Source organism: Pedococcus bigeumensis, from assembly GCF_039531795.1.
Taxonomy (GTDB): Bacteria; Actinomycetota; Actinomycetes; order Actinomycetales; family Dermatophilaceae; genus Pedococcus; species Pedococcus bigeumensis.
In genome coordinates this window covers 764,356-785,467 of record NZ_BAAAQS010000005.1, presented here as the reverse complement: position 1 = coordinate 785,467, position 21,112 = coordinate 764,356, and the positions used below count along the sequence as shown (strand labels likewise).

The window sequence follows — 21,112 nt, the reverse complement described above, 5'->3', positions numbered from 1 at the left end:
GGAGGCCGCCTCAGGCCGGACGGACGATCAGCGCGACCTGGTTGCTGCGCACCCTGGTCAGGACGACCGTCGCTTCCTGGTGCCCCTTCGCCGGCAGCCGCAGCTGCCGTCGCAGCAGGTCGGCGTCCACGCTGACCCCACGCTTCTTGATGGTCAGCCGGTCGACCCCGTGGTCGCGCAGCCAGCCACGCAGCGCCTTGACGTTGAAGGGCATCGCCTCGACCACGGCATACCGCTTGGCGTAGGGGACGTCCACGGACCGGCTCGACCCGACGTAGCCGACCCCGGCGTCGAGCTCGGCACCGTCGGTCGCGGCGGTCAGGGCGCCGACCAGGCCGGCCCGGAGCACGGCCTTGTCGGGTTCGTAGAGCCAGCCGCCGAGGTCGGCGAGGTTCTGCAGCGGTGGGGGGTCGCCCTCGGTGTCGGCCTCGGTGACCACGACCGCGGGACCCGCCGCGCGCAGCACGGCGGCGGAGCGTCCGGCGGTCCGGACCAGGGGTCCCCACCAGACGGCGCACTCGACGACGTCGCCCTCCCACGAGGTCCACTGCGCCTCGGCCCCGGGCGGCAGGGCGGCGTGGGGGAAGGCCGGGCTGAGCTTGGCGCCGGTGGCGGGGAGGGCGCGGGCGACCTCCTGCACGGTCGCCCAGCTGGGGGAGATCTCGGCGAGGTTGAAGATCCGGCGGGTGCGACCGGTGACGTCGGCGACGCCGGGGGTGCGTCGCGCCGGGTCGAGCCAGGCACCGACCCCCCGAGCCCCCTCGCCGGCCGGGGCGGTGAACTCCTCCACGACACCCTGCTGCGCAGTGGAGTCGGGCCAGTGCCGCAGGTTGACCGCCGCGATGCCGGCGGTCAGCTCGTCGGCGTCGATGGCCCGGACCCGCAGGTCGAGCCCGGCCATCGCCATCGCATCCGCCCCGATGCCGCAGCCGAGGTCGTGCACGGTGTGGATGCCGGCGGCGCGGAAGCGCTGCGCGTGCTGCGCGGCGACGCCCAGCCGGGTGGCCTGCTCGAGCCCGTCGGAGGTCAGCACCATGCCGCGGGCGAACTCGCCGAACTTCTCGACGGCGCGGCCCCGCAGCCTGGCCTGGTTGAGAGCGGCCGCCACGAGGTCGGGGTCGAAGCCCGCGTCGCGCAGTCGCTGCTGGAGCGCGAGGGCCGACGACTCGTCGTACGGCGGGAGCGACTGCAGCAACCCCCAGCCCTCGCCGGTGGTCAGCCGTCGCAAGAGGGCCAGGTCCATGTCGCGCATTGTTGCGTATGCCGCGTGCCGAGGTCGCGGGTCGGCGCCCCCCTGATCGGGGGCTGAGCCTGCGGAGTGTGGCTCAGCCGGTGCGGCGCCACTCGTAGGGCGTGGTCGTCGAGACCTTGACGAAGCCGGACCGCTCGAGGATGGGCCGCGAGAACTCGGTCGAGTCGCTGTTGATGTAGCGCTTGCCGTGGCCCATCGCCGACCGTGCCCGGGCTGCCGTCAGGGCGCGGTAGATGCCCTTGCCCCGGTAGTCGGGCAACGTCGAGCCGCCCCAGATCCCGGCGAACTCGGTGCCCTCGACCGGTTCGAGCCGGCCGGCGCTGACGATGCGGCCGTCGTGCTCGGCCACCCACATCTCCATGTCGTCGCGCGTCCGCAGCCGGTGCAGGAGCTGCTCGACCATGCCCTGGAGCTCGGCCGGCTCGTCGCCGAAGACCTCGCCCTGCATGGCCGTCATGGCGCGGACCTCGTCCTCGTCGGTCACCCGGCGCACCGCGACGCCCTCGGGGAGCTCGACGTCGACCGCGAGCAGCCGGGCCTCGCCGATCATGATCGACTCCGGCTCGTCGGGCACGAACCCGTGGGAGACCAGCGCGTCGTGCAGCCCGGGGGCGTGGTCGTGGCCGCGGGTCTTCCACTCCACCCGGTCGATCTCGGGCATCGCCTCGTAGTGGGCCAGCGCCTGCTCGACGAGCTGCCGGACCGACTCCTCGCTCGCGGGGGTGCCGTCGACGTCGAGGGTCCGGTACGTGATGAACCCCCGGCCCCCGAGGTAGGTGGCGAGCACCAGGGGGCCCAGCCGGTCCACCGTGATGGCCGACGGCACCTCGGCCTCCTGCCGGAGCTGCTCGTCGTAGGCGCGGAGCAGCACGGCGGGGTCGCTCGGGGAGGTCGTCATGGGCCAGACCCTGCCCGCTCCGGGGTCTTCCGCGCCACCGGATATGGGTCGTGGAGTCCGCCCTCGGCGAACTCGGCGTCCAGTTCTGGCACTCGAGTTGACCGAGTGCTAACCGCGAGCCTAGATTTGCGTTGGCACTCCGGTTCGCCGAGTGCTAACGCAGCCAGCCGGTCGACCCCCGCGACGGCGACCGGATCGGCAGCACCCCGCACCACCACCACTGTCCAACTTCGACATTCCCGAAGGGGAGGTCCTCACCGTGTCGGTTTCCATCAAGCCGCTCGAAGACCGCATCGTCGTCAAGTCCGTCGAGGCCGAGCAGACCACCGCGTCTGGCCTCGTCATCCCGGACACCGCGAAGGAGAAGCCCCAGGAGGGCGAGGTCCTCGCGATCGGCCCGGGCCGCATCGACGACAACGGCAACCGCGTCCCGCTCGACGTCACCGTCGGCGACCGCGTGATCTACAGCAAGTACGGCGGCACCGAGATCAAGCACGGCGGCGAGGAGTACCTCATCCTCTCCGCCCGCGACGTCCTCGCCATCGTCGGCTGAGCATCCGCACCTCGTGAGTGACGTGCCCTGTGTGCCGGCTATCCGGCACATGGGGCACGTCGCGTTCACGGCCTCATCTCACTGCACTGCACCCGATTGCTAGAGAAGGACTTTCATGGCTAAGACGCTGGAGTTCAACGACTCCGCCCGCAAGTCGCTGGAGCGCGGCGTTGACGCGCTCGCGAACGCGGTCAAGGTGACGCTCGGCCCCAAGGGCCGCAACGTCGTCATCGACAAGAAGTGGGGCGCCCCCACGATCACCAACGACGGTGTGACCATCGCGCGGGAGATCGAGCTCGAGGACCCCTACGAGAACCTCGGCGCCCAGCTCGCGAAGGAGGTCGCCACCAAGACGAACGACGTCGCGGGTGACGGCACCACCACCGCGACCGTGCTCGCCCAGGCCATGGTCAAGGAGGGCCTGCGCAACGTTGCCGCGGGTGCCGCCCCGGCCAGCCTCAAGCGCGGCATCGACGCCGCTGTCCAGGCCGTCAGCGCCCGGCTGCTCGAGAACGCCCGCGAGATCGAGGGCAAGGACGAGATCGCCCAGGTCGCGTCGCTCTCCGCCCAGGACGAGACCATCGGCTCGACCATCGCCGAGGCCTTCGACAAGGTCGGCAAGGACGGCGTCATCACCGTCGAGGAGTCCTCGACCGCGACGACCGAGCTCGAGTTCACCGAGGGCATGCAGTTCGACAAGGGCTACATCTCGCCCTACTTCGTCTCCGACGCCGAGCGCATGGAGGCCGTGGTCGAGGACGCCTACATCCTCATCAACCAGGGCAAGATCTCGGCCATCGCCGACGTCCTGCCGGTGCTGGAGAAGGTCGTCAAGACCGGCAAGCCCCTGCTGATCATCGCCGAGGACATCGACGGCGAGGCGCTGTCGACCCTGGTGGTCAACAAGATCCGCGGCACTTTCAACGTGGTCGCGGTCAAGGCCCCGGGCTTCGGCGACCGTCGCAAGGCGATGCTCCAGGACATGGCGACCCTCACCGGTGGCCAGGTCATCTCCGAGGAGGTCGGCCTCAAGCTCGATCAGGCTGACCTCGACGTGCTGGGCCAGGCCCGTCGCGTCGTCGTCACCAAGGACACCACCACCATCATCGACGGCGCCGGCGACTCCGACGACGTCACCGGCCGGGTCAACCAGATCAAGGCCGAGATCGAGCGCACCGACTCCGACTGGGACCGCGAGAAGCTCCAGGAGCGCCTCGCCAAGCTCGCCGGTGGCGTCTGCGTCATCAAGGTGGGTGCCCACACCGAGGTGGAGCTCAAGGAGAAGAAGCACCGCATCGAGGACGCCATCTCGGCGACCCGCGCGGCCATCGAGGAGGGCATCGTCGCCGGTGGCGGCTCGGCCCTCGTCCACGCCTCCAGCGCCATCGACGACCTCGTGCTCGAGGGCGACGAGGCGACCGGTTCGCTGATCGTCAAGAAGGCCGCGGCCGAGCCGCTGCGCTGGATCGCCGAGAACGCCGGCATGGAGGGCTACGTCGCAGTCTCCAAGGTGCGCGAGCTCACGGTGGGCAACGGCCTCAACGCCGCGACCGGCGAGTATGGCGACCTCATCAAGGCCGGCGTCATCGACCCGGTCAAGGTCACCCGCTCCGCGCTGGTCAACGCCGCCTCGATCGCGGCGATGGTGCTCACCACCGACACGCTCGTGGTGGAGAAGAAGGAAGAGGAGTCCGAGTCCGCCGGTGGCGGTCACGGTCACGGCCACGGTCACTGACCCCACGGCATACCTCGTCGAAGGCCCGTCCCCACTGGGGGCGGGCCTTCGCCATGTCATGCCGCCGCCATGTCCTGCACCGACTGCGCGGCATACGATTCGGGAAGGGCAGGTGGCGAAGGACGAAGGTGGCCATGGCGGACCGGTTCGCCGAACCCCCCAGCTTCGACGAGTACGTCGTCGCTCGGGGTGGCGACCTGCTGCGAACGGCCTGGCTGCTGGTGGGGGACGACCGCGCAGCCGAGGAGCTCGTCCGCACCACGCTCTCCCGCAGCTGGCCGCAGTGGCGCCACCTGTCGCAGGTCGGTGCGGGCTCGTACGACGCGGGGCTGCGGCGGGCGCTCGTGGAGACCTACCTGCGGCGGCGGCACACCCGGGTCCGCCGCGTGGAGCAGCCGGCCACCGTGGCCGACCCGCCGTCCCGCGCCGAGGTGCTGGGCGCCCTGGCCGAGCTGGGTCCGCGCGAGCGCGTGGCCCTGGTCCTGTGGACCTTCGATGGCCTCTCTGACGGCCAGGTCGCGGCGGCGCTCGACGACGACGTCGCCGCGGCGCGACGGCATCGGGTGCGCGCGCTCGACACGGTCTGCGGCCGGCTGGGGTTCGACGAGGGCCGGCTCAGGGTGGTGCTCGACGCGCTGCCACCCCAGGACCCCTCCGTGGCCGGCCTCCTCGAGCAGCCGAGACCGTATGCCGCGCGCTGGCGGGGAGTGCGCGGCTGGGCGCTCGGGGGAGTGGCCCTGGTGGCCGCCGTCACGGTCGGCAGCCTCCTCGCCGGCCGTGGCCCCGACGGCGTGACCCCCCTACCCACCCCGCAGCCGTCCGCCGTGACCTGCCGTGACTCGCTCGCGCCGCCGACCCCGCCGCCGGTCACCACCGAGCCCCTGAGCCGCAGCGTGTCGGCCGTGCTGGTGTGCGCGCAGACCGACGACGGCTCGGTGTGGTCGGGCTTCCTGCCGCCGGATGCGCCGGTGAGCGTGCCGCTGGCCGTGGACGCCCTCGACCTGGCACCTCGCACGAGGGGCACCGAGTGCCCGCCCCTGCCGACCGGGCCGGCCTTCCGGATGGTGCTCCTCGGGGTCGACGGCGCGGTGCACACCTATGCGAACGAGGGCCTGGCCTGCAACGGCTGGCCCGCGCTCGCGAGCTACTACACCGCCCTGGCCGAGCAGGGGGCGCTGACCGACCCGGCGTCCGACGCCACGGAGGGTGGGTTCCTCGGCTGCCCCTCCGTGCTCGGGAAGTCGCTCGCGCCGCCGGGGGTGGCCCCGCCCAGCCTGCCCCGCGGCGCGGTGCTCGAGGCCGCCACCGCCTGCCTGCACCCGCGGGCCGTGCCGACCGCGGTCCCTCGGTTCCGGCCGGTGCGTGCCAACGTGCTCGGCGACCCGCAGCTCGCCCAGCTCAATGCCGACCTCGCCAGGAGCGGATCGGCGACGCGGGCAGGGAGCACCTGCACCACCGGGTCGTCGCTGTTCGTCGTCGAGGCGCGGCTGCGCAACGGGCGGACGCTCGAGCTGAGCAGCAACTGCGCGGACGTGTTCTCCGTGGACTGGCAGTCGCGCGACAACTGGGCGGTCAGCGCCCAGACCAGGGACATGCTCCGGGCCCTGCTCGTCGCCGAGTGACCGGGCGGGTGGAGGTGTCGGTGGCGCTGGCGGTGGAGGCGTCGGCGGAGGTGGGGGTGGAGGTGGCGGTGGAGGCGTCAGCGGAGCTGGCGGCGGAGCTCAGCCGCCGGTGACGACGTGCAGTGACTGGCCGGCATACGTCACGACCTGACCGGGGCGCACCTGCGCGCCGCGTCGCACCTCGACGGCTCCGTCGACGGTCACCTCGCCGAGCTCGATCACCGAGCGGGCCATCGCGCCGTCATCGACCACGCCGGCGAGCTTGAGGAGCTGGCCGAGCCGGATGGACTCGTCGCGGATGGGGACCTGGACAGGCTCGACAGGGCTGCTCACGCCGCCGAGTCTAGGTGTGTCACCAGCCGGGGGTCCGCCCGCAGCGGGCAGCGGTCAGCTGGCGGCGGGGACCGCGTGGCCGGCGTAGTGCGCCTCGCGCTCGTCCTCGGTCATCGCGCCCCACACTCCGTAGGGCTCGCGGACCCGGAGCGCGTGCTCGCGACACTGCGTGAGCACCGGGCAGGCGAGACAGACTTCCTTGGCCTGGGAGTCGCGGGAGCGGCGGGCCGGGCCACGCTCGCCTTCGGGGTGGAAGAAGACCTCTGGGTTGATCTGCCGACAGGACCCGTCGAGCTGCCAGTCCCACAGGTCGGCAATGGGTCCAGGAAGCCGTGACAACTCAGCCATGTCGTCCTCTTCTCCCGCGGCACGATGCCGCACGTCTCGGACGCTACCGTCGCGTGACCTGCGGAAACAGGCCCGTAACGTAAGGAGTTGTTCAAGGCCGTTCACACCCGGCCCGGCCATCCCAGATTCTGGACGGGACTGGCGAACCGGGCCGCGTGACTGCTCGTGACCGGCCACGAGCCGGCCCCGGAGGGCCGTCGTGGCTGGTGCTGGCGGCCCGTTACGATTGGGCAATGAGCCTTGGTGTGGACCTCGACGACCGTCACCGCCTGGAGGAGTCCGCTCCTTCCCCTGCCGCCGATCCCGCCGCTGCCGCGGTCCCCGCTCCCGAGTCCGAGGAGCACGACCCGTTCGGCAAGCTCGGCCTGACCTACGACGACGTCCTCCTGCTCCCGGGCGAGACCGACGTGATCCCCTCCGACGTCGACACGACCGCCCGGCTCACCCGTGAGCTCTCGATCCGCATCCCGCTGGTCTCGGCGGCGATGGACACCGTGACCGAGTCGCGGATGGCCATCGCGATGGCGCGGCAGGGCGGCATCGGCATCCTCCACCGCAACCTGTCGATCGAGGACCAGGCCTACCAGGTCGACCTCGTGAAGCGCACCCAGACGGGCATGATCAGCAACCCCGTGACGATCGGGCCCGACGCGACGCTCGAGGACCTCGACCGGCGCTGTGGCGAGTACCGCGTGTCCGGGCTGCCGGTCGTCGACGAGGGTGACCACCTGCTCGGCATGATCACCAACCGCGACCTGCGCTTCACGCCGGTCGCCGAGTGGGCCACCACCCTGGTGCGCGACGTGATGACCCCGATGCCGCTCGTGAGCGGTCGCGTCGGCATCTCCCGCGAGGACGCCACCGCGTTGCTGCGCCAGCACAAGCGCGAGCGCCTGCCGCTGGTCGACGACGAGGGACGTCTCGCCGGGCTCATCACCGTCAAGGACTTCGTCAAGTCGGAGCAGTTCCCCCACGCCAGCAAGGACGACCACGGCCGGCTGCTCGTCGGTGCCGCCATCGGCTTCTTCGGTGATGCGTGGGAGCGGGCGACCACCCTGGTCGAGGCCGGGGTCGACGTCCTCGTCGCCGACACCGCGAACGGGCACGCCCGACTGATGCTCGACATGGTCCGCCGCCTCAAGACCGACCCGGCCACCCGCCACGTCCAGGTGATCGGCGGCAACGTCGCCACCCGCGCGGGCGCGCAGGCCCTCGTCGACGCCGGCGTCGACGCCGTCAAGGTCGGCGTCGGACCCGGCTCGATCTGCACCACCCGGGTCGTCGCCGGTGTGGGCGTGCCCCAGGTGACCGCCATCTACGACGCCTCGCTCGCCTGCCGCTCGGCCGGTGTCCCCGTCATCGGCGACGGCGGTCTCCAGTACTCCGGCGACATCGCCAAGGCCCTGGTCGCCGGGGCCGACACCGTGATGCTGGGCTCGCTGCTCGCGGGCTGCGAGGAGTCGCCGGGCGAGCTGATCTTCGTCAACGGCAAGCAGTTCAAGTCCTACCGCGGCATGGGCTCGCTCGGGGCGATGGCCTCCCGGGGCAAGAAGTCGTTCTCCAAGGACCGCTACTTCCAGGCCGACGTCGCCAGCGACGACAAGATCGTGCCCGAGGGCATCGAGGGCCAGGTCGCCTACCGCGGCCCGCTCGGCAACGTCGTGCACCAGCTCGTCGGCGGGCTGGCGCAGTCGATGTTCTACGTCGGAGCGCCCACGATCCCCGAGCTCAAGGCCCGCGGGAAGTTCGTGCGGATTACCTCCGCGGGGCTCAAGGAGAGCCACCCGCACGACATCCAGATGACCGTCGAGGCACCCAACTACAGCGGTCGCTGACGCCAGGGCTGACGCCCGGGTGACGCCTGGGCCGACGCCTGAAGGCGCCGGTCCCCAGCGGTCGGTATGCCGCGTGGTCCGGCCGAAGCGCGCCGTGGCGACGGTGTCTGCACGACGTCCAGAACGGCATACGCAATCTGGGTGAGTCGCCCCGCGAGCGGGCAACCTAGGGTTGCGACACGGACGTTTTCACGTCCCAGCAGGGGTGCACTCAACGTCGTCGCTGACGGGCCACGGTCGGTCGCGACGATTCAAAGACGTCCCGTCGCCGGTCGCCCCCCTCACCCGGCGACGGGACGTCGCCCCGTCTCGCCCTCCCCCTCTCGCTCGTCGTCGCAGGCTCGGGCGTGGAGCACCGGTCGCGCCCGATAGCCTTGCGCGGTGACTGAGATCGAGATCGGCCGAGGCAAGCGCGGCCGCCGCGCGTACTCCTTCGACGACATCGCCGTGGTGCCCTCACGCCGCACCCGCGACCCCGAGGACGTGTCGGTGGGGTGGCAGATCGACGCCTACCACTTCGACATCCCCGTCATCGCGGCACCGATGGACTCCGTGATGTCGCCGGAGTCGGCGATCGCCCTCGGGCGACTGGGTGGGCTGCCGGTGCTCGACCTCGAAGGGCTCTGGACCCGCTACGAGGACCCGACGCCGCTGCTGGCCGAGATCGCCACGCTCGACCCGGCCCTCGCCACCGCGCGGATGCAGGAGATCTACGCCGCCGAGATCCAGCCCGAGCTGATCACCGAGCGGCTGCGCCAGGTGCGTGAGGCAGGGGTCACCGCGGCCGGCGCGCTCAGCCCGCAGCGCACCAACCAGTTCTGGAAGACGGTCGTCGACGCCGGGGTCGACCTGTTCGTCATCCGCGGCACGACCGTCAGCGCCGAGCACGTCTCCGGCCGGGCCGAGCCGCTCAACCTCAAGCGCTTCATCTACGAGCTCGACGTGCCGGTCATCGTCGGTGGGGCCGCGTCCTACACGGCCGCCCTGCACCTCATGCGCACCGGTGCCGCAGGCGTGCTGGTCGGGTTCGGTGGGGGAGCGGCCCACACGACGCGTCGCACCCTGGGCATCCACGCCCCGATGGCCAGCGCGATCGCCGACGTCGCCGCTGCCCGTCGCGACTACCTCGACGAGTCCGGTGGCCGCTACGTCCACGTCATCGCCGACGGTGGCATGGGTGACAGCGGCGACATCGTCAAGGCCGTGGCCTGTGGCGCCGACGCCGTGATGCTCGGCGCCGCGCTCGCCCGGGCCACCGACGCGCCCGGCCGGGGGCTGCACTGGGGCTCGGAGGCGCACCACCCCGAGCTGCCGCGAGGCGAGCGGGTCGAGGTCGGGGCGCTCGCGCCCCTGGAGCAGATCCTGTTCGGGCCCGGCCGCACCGCAGACGGCAAGAGCAACCTGATCGGTGCGCTGCGCCGCGCCATGGCCACGACCGGCTACTCCGACCTCAAGGAGTTCCAGCGGGTCGAGGTCGTCGTGGCTCCCTACCAGCGCAGCTGACCCCGCGTGGCCTTCCCCCGAGAGCCGAGGCCCTCGGGGGAAGACCGCTGGCTGCTCAGAGCCTGACCCGCAGGACCTCTCCACCGCCGGTGCACACCGAGCAGGTGCTCACGTAGGCGGAGCCGTCCATGAAGGCGACGCCGTACGGCGCGAAGAGGCCGCCAGCAATGGTGGTGTGGCTGCTTCCGTGCGGCGTGACCCTGACCAGGCTCCCGATCGGGCCGCCCGGGTCGGCGAGGCCCTTGTCGGCAATCTGCACGGCATACAGGTGGCCGCCGGGGCCGAAGGCGATGTCGGTCACGTTGGTCAGCCCGGTCGCCCACTTCTGCGGCTGGCCGCCGGGGGCGATCCGCCAGATGCTCGACAGGCCCTGCTCGAACGGGAAGCCGGTGAGCTGGCTGACGTAGAGCGCCCCGTCCGGTCCTTTGACCACCTCGGTCGGCACGGCGTCAGCGGGGAAGCCGGCCGGCGGTCCGGCGGGGGAGGGCTTCGTCGTCAGCGCTGGCGGAAGCGCAGCCACGGTGCTGAACGTGCCCCACGGGCTGACCTTCACGATCGCGTTGCCGCCGGCGTCCGCGACGTACCAGCTGTCGCCGACCCGCAGGATCCCCGTGGGGTTGCTGTCGTGGTCGGTGCCATCGGGGTTGTTGAGCGCCTCGTTGGCCCCGACGTCCGCGAAGACCCGGAAGCCCCGGTGTCCGAGCCGCCCGGTCAGCAGCGTAGCGAGCAGTGGTCCGCCCGCTCCGAACTTGTTGCGGTAGGCCGGATCCGCGCCGAGCCCACTGCTCAGCACCCAGGTGTTCCCCCTGAAGACGATGTCCGACGGCCCGAGGGCGTCCTCGCCGCTGGAGATCGAGGCCAGGCCGGTGATGACCCGCTTGTCGGGGCCCCAGGGGTTGACCCGCGTGACTGCCCCGGTGAACCCGAAGCAGAAGGTCCCGGGCAGCTCTGGGTGGGGAGCGCAGGGGCCGGTCCCGCCCCGGCCGGCCTCCACGACGTAGACCCGGCCGTCCGAGACGGCGAGGTGGCGTGGACTGTCGAGGCCCTTGGCGACGACCTGGGGTGTGGTCTGGTGGGCATCGGCAGGAGCCGCCGCCGCGAGCGCGAGCGTGGTGCCCCCTGCAGCCACGAGGGCCAACAGGCGCCGATGTGTCGAGACGAATCGCATCAGTAGTCCCTTCCCTTCTGAAAGCGTTCTGGACCCCTGCAAACGTCCAGACTGCTCCCCACGAAGGAGGCGGGACTCCCGCAGAGGTCCTAGTCCTGGACCACCCAGCGGGGCGGAAAGGGTGACGCACGTCTCGTGCGGCCACCGCGGGACGGGCTAACTTACTACTGGTAAGAAGGCGGCCCCGGACCTAGGCTGCGAGGCATGGCCCACGACGTCGTCGCCGACCCCGAGACCGACCCCACCGCCACGTATGCCGTGGACCCGGCACTGGTCCGACGGCTGGCTCGGCGGGTGGTGGCTGCGCCCAGGGCCGGGCACCACGTGAGCCACACGCCGCTGACCGGTGCGCCCCTCGGCTCGCTGCCGATGTCGACCCGCGAGGACGTCGCCGTGGCGGTCGATGCCGCGCGCGCCGCCCAGCGGGAGTGGGCACGCACGCCGATGGAGCTGCGTGAGCGGATCTTCCTGCGCTACCACGACCTCGTCCTCGAGCGACAGGTCGAGCTGCTCGACATCGTGCAGCTCGAGTCGGGCAAGACCCGCCGCCAGGCCTTCGAGGAGGTCGCGGACGTGGCCATCGTGGCGCGGCACTACGCCCGCTCCGCCGCGGCATACCTGCGTCCGCGCCGTCGCGCCGGGCTGTTCCCGGTGCTGACCCAGAGCACGGTGCACCACCACCCGCACGGGGTGGTCGGCATCGTCAGCCCCTGGAACTACCCGCTGTCGCTCGCGATCACCGACGCCATCCCCGCCCTGATGGCCGGCAACGCCGTCGTGCTCCGTCCGGACCTCCAGGCCTCGCTGACCGCCCTGCGGGCAGTGCAGCTGCTCACCGAGGCCGGGCTCCCCGAGTCGGTGCTGCAGGTCGTCCTCGGCGACGGGCCCACGGTGGGTCAGGCGGTCGTCGACCTCGCGGACTACGTCTGCTACACCGGCTCGACCGACACCGGGCGCCGCGTCGCCACCTCGGTCGCCGGGCGCCTGGTGGGCTACTCGCTCGAGCTGGGTGGCAAGAACTCGATGTACGTCGCCGAGGACGCCGACCTCGACAAGGCGGTCGAGGGTGCGGTGCGGGCCTGCTTCTCCTCAGCGGGCCAGCTGTGCATCTCGATCGAACGGCTGCTGGTGCACGGCGCCGTGGCCGACGAGTTCACCCGCCGGTTCGTGGCGGCGGTCGAGGAGATGAGCCTCGGGGCGGAGCTCGCCTACGGCACCGACATGGGGTCGCTCGTCTCCGCCCAGCAGCTCGAGCGCGTCTCGGCCCACGTCGAGGACGCCCGCGACAAGGGCGCCCGCGTGCTCACGGGTGGTCGCGCGCGGCCCGACGTCGGCCCGTACTTCTACGAACCGACCGTCCTGGACGGCGTGACCGCCGCGATGACGCTGCGCGACGAGGAGACCTTCGGCCCGGTGGTGGCGATCTACCGCGTGCACAGCGACGAGGAGGCGATCCGCTTCGCCAACGACACCGACTACGGCCTCAACGCCGCGGTGTACACCCGTGACGTCGCCCGGGGTCGACGCATCGCGACCGCCATCAAGGCCGGCACGGTCAACATCAACGAGGGGTATGCCGCCGCGTGGGGGAGCGTCGCAGCGCCCATGGGTGGCATGAAGCAGTCCGGTGTCGGTCGGCGGCACGGCAGCGAGGGCATCCTCAAGTACACCGAGTCGCAGAACGTCACCGCACAGCTCCTCCTGCCCATCGCCCCCGTCGCGGGGATGAGCGAGGAGACCTACACCCGCCTGATGACGGCAGCGCTGCGCGTGCTCAAGTCCGTGGGGCGCGCGTGACGGGTGCGGGTCCGGGCGGCTCGGGCACCGACTACGACGTCCTGGTCATCGGGTCGGGGTTCGGCGGCTCGGTGACGGCGCTACGGCTGGCCGAGAAGGGCTACCGCGTGCACGTGGTCGAGTCCGGACGCCGGTTCCGCGACGAGGACTTCGCCAAGACGTCGTGGGACCTGCGCAGCTATCTCTGGGCCCCCAGGCTGAAATGCTTTGGCGTGCAACGGGTCCACCGCCTGCCCGACGTGATGATCCTCGCCGGGGCGGGGGTGGGCGGCGGCTCGCTCAACTACGCCAACACCCTCTACGTCCCCCCGGCACCGTTCTTCGCCGACGCGCAGTGGGCAGACATCACCGACTGGCAGGCCGAGCTGGCGCCCCACTACGACCTCGCCTCGACGATGCTGGGCGTCGTCACCAACCCGTGCGAGGGCGTCGTCGAGGACGTCATGCGACGGACGGCCGAGGACCTCGGGGTGGGTGACACCTTCCGGAAGACTCCCACCGGCGTGTTCTACGGCATGCCCGGCAAGCGCGTGCCGGACCCCTACTTCGGCGGCGCCGGCCCCGACCGCACGGGCTGCACCGAGTGCGGCAACTGCATGGTGGGCTGCCGCGTGGGCGCCAAGAACACCCTCGTGAAGAACTACCTCGCCCTGGCGGAGAAGCTCGGCGTCACCATCGAGCCGATGCGCACCGTCGTGCGTGTCGCCCCTCGACGCGGCGGTGGGTATGCCGTGACGCACGAGGCGAGCGGCGCGTGGTTCCGCAAGGCGCGGCATACCGTCACTGCCGACCAGGTGGTGTTCGCGGCGGGGACGTGGGGCACCCAGAAGCTCCTGCACGCCATGCGCCAGACCGGCGTGCTGCCGCGGCTGTCGGCCCGGCTGGGCCACCTCACGCGGACCAACTCCGAGGCCGTCAACGGCGCGATGCTCGAGAAGGTCAAGCCCGGCCTGGACCTGTCGCACGGAGTCGCCATCACGTCGTCGTTCCACCCGGATGCAGACACCCACGTGGAGAACTGCCGGTACGGCCAGGGCTCCAACGCCATGGGGCTGCTCGCGACCATCCTGGTGCCCGGCGGTGAGCTGCCCCGCCCGGCCCAGTTCCTCGTCGAGGCGGCGCGGCACCCGGTCGTCTTCCTCCGCTCGCTATCGCAGTACCGCTGGAGCGAGCGCACCGTCATCGGGCTGATCATGCAGTCGCGCGACAACTCGCTGCACGTCAACGGCACGAGCGGACTGTTCGGCGGGAGGGGGCTCACCTCCCGCCAGGGGCACGGCGAGCCGAACCCGACCTACATCCCGGCGGGCCAGGAGGCGATGAAGGCGCTGGCCGCGCGGCTGAGCGAGGCGACCGGGCTCAGGGCGTTCCCCGGCAGCAGCGTCAGCGAGGTCGCCAACATCCCCCTGACCGCCCACTTCCTCGGTGGGGTGACGATCGGCTCGAACCGCGAGCGCGGCGTCCTCGACCCCTACCAGCGGGTCTGGGGCTACCCCGACCTGCACGTCGTCGACGGCTCGGCCGTCTCGGCCAACCTGGGTGTCAACCCGTCGCTCACCATCACGGCGCAGGCCGAGCGGGCCATGTCGCTGTGGCCCAACAAGGGAGAGCCCGACCCGCGCCCCGCGCAGGGCGAGGCCTACCGCCGGCTCGAGGCCGTCAGGGCGGCCCATCCCGCCGTCACGCGCTACACCCACGAGAGCGCCAAGGTCTGACGGCGGGCGACTTCCTGCCACCTGGTGGGGACAGCCAGAGGCGGTGGGCGACGCACGCCCCTGCGCTGCGCCGACCACCGCCTGAAGCGGTGTGGCTGGAGACGAGCCGGGGGGTGGGTCTCCAGCCACACCACCCAGACAACGAGGCTGGTGAGCAGGGGTTACGGCGGCCGGGGGACATTTCTGCGACCTGCTGCGCGGGGCCTTCGAGAGTGCACGACACGCTGGGGCGACCGCCCGCCCGTCAGCGTGTGGCGCACTCTCGACCGGTGTCCCGGCGGCAGCCCTGTGGATGGGCGGTCGGCGGTGCCCGGGAGTGCTGCACAGTGTCAGCGATGGGAGTGCCGTGGTTGCCGCCGGAGCTGGCCAACGGCCCCTTCTCGGTCGCGCAAGCGCGTGACTCCGGTATGCCGCGGTGGCGGGTGCGCGACCCTGCCCTCCACAGCCCGACCCGGGCCGTGCGGATGGCTGAGCCGCCTCGCACGCCTGAGCTGCGGGCGCGGGCGTTCGCGGTCGGCCTCCCCGACGACGTGGTGTTCAGCCACGTGACGGCATGTCAGCTGTGGGGCCTCGACCTCCCGAGCCACCTCGACGCCGCGACGGACCTCGACGTGATGCGCTCCTCGGAGCGATCCCAGATCCGGCGGCGCGGGTGCCGGGGCCACCGCGGGTTGCAGGTCCGGGCCACGACGGTGGTTCGGGGGCTGCGGGTCACGGGGCTCGCCGACACCTGGGTGGACCTCGGCGAGCTGCTCGGCGGCGGGGTCGGGGTCGAGGACCTGGTCGTGATCGGCGACCAGGTGGCGACCCGGCTCGCCGGCCGTCCAGACGCGGGGTCCTCGACTGCGCCGGCGGACCGGGGACGTGACGACCTGGCGTCGGCCCTGGCCAGGCGATGCCGCCCCCGCGGCAAGGTGGTGCTGACCGAGGCGCTCGACCTCGTGCGGGCCCCCGTCCGGTCACCGATGGAGACGAGGGCCCGGCTGATGTTCGGGCGTGCCGGCTTCCCGGAGCCAGCCGTCAACCGCGCCATCTTCCACCGGGGTGGGGGGTGGCTGCTCGAAGGTGACCTCGTGTGGGAGGCCCAACGCGTGATCGGGGAGTACCAGGGCAGTGACCACGCGTCCATCCGTCGACGGAGCCACGACGCCAGCCGGCAGGGCCTGGCCCAGGACGAGGGCTGGCGACTCCTCGAGATCTATGCCGAGGACGTCTACCGTCCCGCGCGGCGCGTGACCTGCCTCCGGCGCTTCGCCGACGCGCTCGGCCTCGACCCGTCGCAGCTCGACCTCCGGTGACCCGGCGCTGGCCCGCGCCTGGTGCTGCGGTTCAGCAGGTCGAGAGTGCACGACGCGCTGGGGCGACCGCCCTCTCGTCAGCGTGTCGCGCACTCTCGACCCGTCCTCGCCGGGTCAGTCGGAGGTGCTGTGGCCGGCCGACCCGCCGGTCACACCCGAGGCCGCCCCGGGCTGGTCGCGCCACGAGGCCCACAACGCGGCATACGGGCCGTCGGCGGCCACCAGCTCGTCGTGCGTGCCGATCTCACTGACCACACCGTCCTCGACCACGGCCACCCGGTCGGCGTCGTGCGCGGTGTGCAGGCGGTGGGCGATCGCGACCACGGTGCGACCCTCGACCACGGCGGCGAGCGAGCGCTCGAGGTGGCGAGCGGCACGGGGGTCGAGCAGCGAGGTGGCCTCGTCGAGCACCAGCGTGTGCGGGTCGGCGAGCACAAGGCGGGCGAGGGCGACCTGCTGCGACTGCGCCTCGCTCAGGGTGTGGCCACCGCTGCCGACCTGGGTGTCGAGGCCGTCGGGGAGCCCGGCCACCCACTCGTGGGCGTCGACGGCCCGCAGCGAGTCGTCGAGCTCGTCGCGGGTGGCGCCCGGCCTGGCGAGGAGCAGGTTGTCGGCGAGCGTGCCCACGAAGACGTGGTGCTCCTGGGTGACCAGGGCCACCTCGCCGCGCAGCTGGCCGAGGGTGAGGTCGACCAGCGGCACGCCCCCGACCTCGACGCTGCCCTCGCGAGGCCCGTCGATGCCGGCCATCAGGCGGCCCAGGGTGGACTTGCCCGCGCCCGACGGGCCCACGATCGCGAGCCGTTCGCCGGGTCGCAGGTCGAGCGAGACGCCACGCAGGACGTCGTGCCCGGGCCGGTAGGCGTAGCGGACGTCGTCGACCGCGAGGTCGGAGCCTTCGGGCTCCTCCCCGGTGGCGACGCGGTCGGGCGGCACGTCGCCCACCCCGATGACGCGGGCCAGGGAGGTGGCGCCGACCTGGATCTCGTCGAGCCAGCCGAGCACTTCGTCGAGCGGGTTGGTCATCTGGTGGATGTAGAGGGTGACGGCGGTTGCCGCGCCGGCGCTGATGTGGCCGTTGATCGCCAGCCAGCCGCCCCACAGCACCGCACCGGCGGTCGGCACGTAGTAGCCGAAGACCACTGCCGGGAACCAGTGCAGCCGCAGGTTGAGCGTGTAGCGCTCGGCCTGGAAGCACTCGCGCAGCGCCTCGTGGAACCGCGCTCGCCGGGCGCCGCCGAGCGAGAGGGCGTCGATCGTGCGGGCGCCGTCGACGGTCTCGGCGACGACGCCGTTGAGCTGGGCGTAGGTCGCGCGCTCCCAGAGGTAGCCGTCGGACGCGTGGCGCAGGTAGCGCCTCGTCGAGAACCAGTAGAAGGGCAGCCCGAGCAGGATCGGCAAGGTCGCCAGCGGCGAGGTGAACAGCGCCGCGACCGTCGTCATCAGCACCGTCATCGACGCGACGAACAGCGACGGGATGCCGAATCGCACGACGTGGGACAGCGCCTCGACGTCGTTGGTGGTGCGGGCCACGAGGTCGCCCGTGCCGGCCCGCTCGACCGTCGACAACGGCAGGTTGACCGCGCGCCCGACGAACTGCTCGCGCAGCTCGGCGAAGACGGTCTCCCCGAGGATGAACGACCAGCGCCGGGCGGCCCAGGTCAGCACCGTCTGCGCGACGACGGCCACGGCCAGACCGATGGCGATCTTGTCGACGGTGCCGGTGTCTCCACGGTGGCCGCTGACGACGTCGACGAGCCGGCCGACCAGCCACGGCGCGGCCAGGGCTGCGAGCGCGGCGAGGGCGTGCAGCCCCAGCACGCGGACGACGAGACCGCGGTGCTCGCGCACGAGCCCGCGGGTGTGCTGCCAGACCCCGGCCATGTCGGCAATGGGCAGGGTGCGTCGGGCGTGGTCGGTGATCACTGGTCGTCCTCCTCTCCGCGGATCACGATGTGTCGGTAGGTCGGGTGGTCCAGCAGCTCGCGGTGCGTGCCGGTGAGCGTGGCGAGCCCGTCCTCGAGCACCACAACCTCGTCGGCCTGGCCGAGCAGCAGCGGGCTGACGGTCGTGATGACCGTCGTGCGGCCGCGGCGGTGCTCGGCGAGCCGGCCCGCGATGCGCGCCTCGGTGTGGGCGTCCACGGCGCTGGTCGGCTCGACCAGCACGAGGACCGGCGCCTCGGTGAGCAGGGCGCGCGAGAGGGCGAGGCGCTGGCGCTGGCCTCCCGAGTAGGACCGTCCGCGCTCCTCGACGGTGCCGTCGAGACCGTCGGCCACGGCGTCGAGGACGTCGAGGGCGCTCGCGGTCGTGAGGGCCGCCAGCACCTCGTGGTCGCTGCCGTGGTCGCTCCCGACGCCGGCGGCTGCCGGTCGTCGGCCGGGACCGCCACGCAGCTGGTCGCGCAGCACCCCGGTGAAGAGTCGGGGGTCGGGCTCGCTGACCACCACGTGCCGGCGCACGTCGCCGATCGACAGGTCGTCGAGCCGCACGCCACCCCAGGTCGTCTGGTGGGGACCGGGTCCGTGTCGGCCGAGCCGGTCGGCCACGGCCGACGACTCCTCCGGCCGCGCGGACACGATGGCCGTCAGCCGTCCGCCGCGGATGACCGTGCCGGACAACGGGTCGACGAGGTCGGCGTCGGCGGCCGGCAGTGCGACGGTGCTCGGCTTCGCCGCATCGTGGTCGGGCTGGACCGCCATGACCCGCAGCATCTTGCCCGCCGCGATCTGCGCGCGGATGCCCCGGTCGACGACCTCGATCGCGGTCTGCAGCGGCATGGTGAGGAATGCCGTGTAGCCGTAGAACGCCACGAGCTGACCCGCGGTGATGTCGCCGGTCACCGCCTCGCGGGCGCCGAGCCAGGTCACGAGGACCACGAAGATGCCGGGGATGAGGACCTCGGCGGAGTCGAGCGCCGCCTGGATGCCGGCGACCTGGAACCCGCGCTCGCGGACCCTGGCCGACTGCTGTTCGTAGCGTCGCAGGAAGGTCTGCTCCCCGCCGATGCCACGCAGCACGCGCAGCCCCGCGACGGTGTCGGCGCCGAGGGTGGTCAGGCGTCCGGCCTCCTCGCGCTGCCTCGCCTGACGACGCTGGAGCGGGCGCACGATGAGGCTCAGGCTGGCCAGCATGACCGGGCCACCGAGCAGCACGAGCCACCCGAGTGCGGGCGAGGCGGCGAGCAGGATCGCCCCGACGACGGCGTAGCTGACGACCGCGCCGGAGAACCGGCCCATCACGTCGTAGAGACCGCCGAGCCGCATCACGTCGTTGGCGAAGACGGCGACCACCTCGCCGGAGGGCATGGAGCGCGTCAGCGCCGGCCCGGCACGCTCGGCCCCCTGGGCGGTGAGCTGCGCGCCACGGTAGGAGGCGAAGAGCCAGTTGTAGACGGCGAAGTAGTGCCGGATGGCGGCCGTCGCCGCGCAGATCGCGCCGAGGCCGATCAGCACCAGGGCCCAGCGGACCAGGCCACCGAGGTCGCCGGGGACGATGCCGTCGTCGACACCCTTGCCGACCGCCGCCGGCACCAGCGCGATGGCGAGCATCCAGGCCATCCCCGCGAGCATCCCGAGCACCTGGGTGCGCCACTGCTGCCGACCGACCCAGAGCATGAACCGCGTGGTGCTGCGGGTGTCGGGTCGGCCGGGGTCGGGGAACGGGATCGTCTGCATCAGGATCCCCACCGTATGCCGCGGCGACGACCCCCCGACACCGAATTTCGGCCCGCCCGGTGAGCCTTCGGGGTGCTCGCTCGCACGCGGCATACCGTGACCGACGGAAGGGGTGAGTGGCGATGATGGTGCGCAAGGAAGCCGTCTACGTGCGCCGCAGGCGCGTCGCGCTGCTCGTCGTCGTGGCCTTCCTCGGCCTGAGCGTCCTCGGCGTCGTCCGGCTCGTCGGCTTCCTCTCCGGTGGCACGGCGGAGGCCACGGCCGCCAAGCCGGCCGCCACCAGACCGGCGGCGGCCGAGCCTGCGATCCCGGTGCCGACGCTCCACCCGGTCGAGGCCCAGGGCGCTCCCGGGCCCTCGGCGAAGACCGCCATGGTGCGGGTCCTGCGGCTGACCGGCGACCTCACGCCGAAGTCGGTGGTGGCCTCGAAGCAGGGCCTCGTCTTCGCCCAGAACATGATGTACAAGCACACGGTCACGGTCTTCCGTCCCGACGGCGCTCGCCTGAAGTCCATCGACGACTCCGTCGACCTCGCGAAGTTCGGCGTGAAGGGTCACCCCGGCACCTCCAAGGGGTCGCCCGTCGAGATGGCCTTCACCCCCGGCGGCCGCTACGCGTGGGTCTCCAACTACTCGATGTACGGCCAGGGCTACGGCTCCGAGGGGCTCGACACCTGCACCAGGGGAGACGGCACCTCGCCCAGCACCGTCTACCGCATCGACACGAAGTCGTTCGCGATCGACAAGGTCGTGGCCGTTGGGTCGGTGCCCAAGTACGTCGCCGTGACGCCCGACGGCAAGACCGTGCTGGTCACCAACTGGTGCTCGTGGGACCTGTCCGTCATCAGTGCCTCGACCGGCAAGGAGGTGGCGCGGATCCCGTTGGGCGGCAAGTACCCACGCGGCATCGCGGTCTCGCCCGACAGCCGCAGCGCCTACATCGCCTTGATGGGTTCGGACCGGGTCGTCCGGGTCGACCTGGCGGCGCGGTCGGTGCACCCGTTCGCGCAGACGGGCGACGGCCCCCGACACATCGTCGAGAGCCCCGACGGGAAGTTCCTCTACGTCACCAACAACGGTGACGGCACCGTCAGCAAGGTCGACCGACGCACCGGCCAGGTCCTCGAGTGGGTCCGCACCGGTGAGCAGCCGCGGTCGCTGGCGATCTCGCCCGACGGCGCGGCCGTCTACTCGGTGAACTACGAGTCCTCGACGGTCACCAAGCTGCGCACCTCCGACCTCGAGGTCGTCGACGAGGTCAAGACCGACTACCACCCGATCGGCATCACCTACGAGCCGACCCGGAAGATGGTGTGGGTCGCCTGCTACGGCGGCAGCATCCTCGTCTTCGACGACTCGAGGCTTCCCGTAGCCTGACC

At 72.1% G+C, this 21,112-nt stretch carries 16 protein-coding genes; 9 read left to right on the top strand and 7 right to left on the bottom strand.

All coding sequences use genetic code 11. The features are described 5' to 3' along the window. Positions 1–10: 10 nt before the first annotated feature. Positions 11–1,243 carry a class I SAM-dependent methyltransferase gene (locus ABD262_RS19320; protein WP_344139833.1) on the bottom strand — a complete coding sequence of 411 codons (1,233 nt, stop codon included), beginning with the start codon at positions 1,241–1,243 and terminating at the stop codon, positions 11–13. A gap of 82 nt (positions 1,244–1,325) precedes the next feature. After that, complete coding sequence (locus ABD262_RS19315) at positions 1,326–2,150, bottom strand: GNAT family N-acetyltransferase (protein ID WP_344139830.1); 825 nt, start codon at positions 2,148–2,150, stop codon at positions 1,326–1,328. 259 nt (positions 2,151–2,409) lie between these two features. Between ABD262_RS19315 and groES the strand changes: the two genes are divergently transcribed. From groES to ABD262_RS19300, 3 genes are all read left to right on the top strand, one after another. Next, positions 2,410–2,703 carry a co-chaperone GroES gene (gene groES, locus ABD262_RS19310; RefSeq protein WP_056882342.1) on the top strand — a complete coding sequence of 98 codons (294 nt, stop codon included), beginning with the start codon at positions 2,410–2,412 and terminating at the stop codon, positions 2,701–2,703. Positions 2,704–2,818: 115 nt separating this feature from the next. Continuing rightward, the gene (groL, locus tag ABD262_RS19305) at positions 2,819–4,438 is read left to right on the top strand and encodes a chaperonin GroEL (protein WP_344139826.1); all 1,620 of its coding nucleotides are present in this window, start codon (positions 2,819–2,821) and stop codon (positions 4,436–4,438) included. 134 nt (positions 4,439–4,572) lie between these two features. Next, entirely contained in the window at positions 4,573–6,060 is a 1,488-nt protein-coding gene (locus ABD262_RS19300) for a hypothetical protein (protein ID WP_344139823.1), read from the top strand. Between the two features lie 99 nt (positions 6,061–6,159). Here the strand turns inward: ABD262_RS19300 and ABD262_RS19295 are convergent, their stop codons facing one another. Together ABD262_RS19295 and ABD262_RS19290 are read right to left on the bottom strand one after the other, a co-directional pair. After that, the gene (locus tag ABD262_RS19295) at positions 6,160–6,393 is read right to left on the bottom strand and encodes an RNA-binding S4 domain-containing protein (protein ID WP_344139820.1); all 234 of its coding nucleotides are present in this window, start codon (positions 6,391–6,393) and stop codon (positions 6,160–6,162) included. Between the two features lie 54 nt (positions 6,394–6,447). Beyond that, complete coding sequence (locus ABD262_RS19290) at positions 6,448–6,741, bottom strand: WhiB family transcriptional regulator (protein ID WP_344139817.1); 294 nt, start codon at positions 6,739–6,741, stop codon at positions 6,448–6,450. Positions 6,742–6,974: 233 nt separating this feature from the next. Here ABD262_RS19290 and guaB point away from each other — a divergent pair, with 233 nt between their 5' ends. Together guaB and ABD262_RS19280 are read left to right on the top strand one after the other, a co-directional pair. Then, positions 6,975–8,576 carry an IMP dehydrogenase gene (gene guaB, locus ABD262_RS19285; protein WP_344139814.1) on the top strand — a complete coding sequence of 534 codons (1,602 nt, stop codon included), beginning with the start codon at positions 6,975–6,977 and terminating at the stop codon, positions 8,574–8,576. 381 nt (positions 8,577–8,957) lie between these two features. Beyond that, the gene (locus tag ABD262_RS19280; protein WP_344139811.1) at positions 8,958–10,079 is read left to right on the top strand and encodes a GuaB3 family IMP dehydrogenase-related protein; all 1,122 of its coding nucleotides are present in this window, start codon (positions 8,958–8,960) and stop codon (positions 10,077–10,079) included. Positions 10,080–10,134: 55 nt separating this feature from the next. Here the strand turns inward: ABD262_RS19280 and ABD262_RS19275 are convergent, their stop codons facing one another. Beyond that, positions 10,135–11,247, bottom strand: coding sequence for a ScyD/ScyE family protein (locus ABD262_RS19275; RefSeq protein WP_344139808.1), 1,113 nt, complete (start codon positions 11,245–11,247; stop codon positions 10,135–10,137). Between the two features lie 204 nt (positions 11,248–11,451). On the opposite strand from ABD262_RS19275, the gene ABD262_RS19270 reads away from it, so the two are divergent. The 3 genes from ABD262_RS19270 (at position 11,452) to ABD262_RS19260 (ending at position 16,057) form a co-directional block, all read left to right on the top strand. After that, positions 11,452–13,044 carry a succinic semialdehyde dehydrogenase gene (locus tag ABD262_RS19270; RefSeq protein WP_344139805.1) on the top strand — a complete coding sequence of 531 codons (1,593 nt, stop codon included), beginning with the start codon at positions 11,452–11,454 and terminating at the stop codon, positions 13,042–13,044. Continuing rightward, positions 13,041–14,759 (top strand): FAD-dependent oxidoreductase, encoded by a 1,719-nt coding sequence (locus ABD262_RS19265; protein WP_344139802.1) that lies wholly within the window; start codon positions 13,041–13,043, stop codon positions 14,757–14,759. The genes ABD262_RS19270 and ABD262_RS19265 overlap by 4 nt, the downstream gene beginning before the upstream one ends. A 335-nt stretch (positions 14,760–15,094) precedes the next feature. Further along, entirely contained in the window at positions 15,095–16,057 is a 963-nt protein-coding gene (locus ABD262_RS19260) for a hypothetical protein (protein ID WP_344139799.1), read from the top strand. A 114-nt stretch (positions 16,058–16,171) separates the two neighbouring features. Here the strand turns inward: ABD262_RS19260 and ABD262_RS19255 are convergent, their stop codons facing one another. Beyond that, positions 16,172–17,941, bottom strand: coding sequence for an ABC transporter ATP-binding protein (locus ABD262_RS19255; RefSeq protein WP_344140063.1), 1,770 nt, complete (start codon positions 17,939–17,941; stop codon positions 16,172–16,174). 38 nt (positions 17,942–17,979) lie between these two features. After that, entirely contained in the window at positions 17,980–19,734 is a 1,755-nt protein-coding gene (locus tag ABD262_RS19250) for an ABC transporter ATP-binding protein (RefSeq protein ID WP_344139797.1), read from the bottom strand. Positions 19,735–19,856: 122 nt separating this feature from the next. Between ABD262_RS19250 and ABD262_RS19245 the strand changes: the two genes are divergently transcribed. Further along, on the top strand, positions 19,857–21,110 hold the full coding sequence (locus ABD262_RS19245; protein ID WP_344140061.1) for a YncE family protein: 1,254 nt from the start codon (positions 19,857–19,859) through the stop codon (positions 21,108–21,110). Positions 21,111–21,112: the final 2 nt, after the last annotated feature.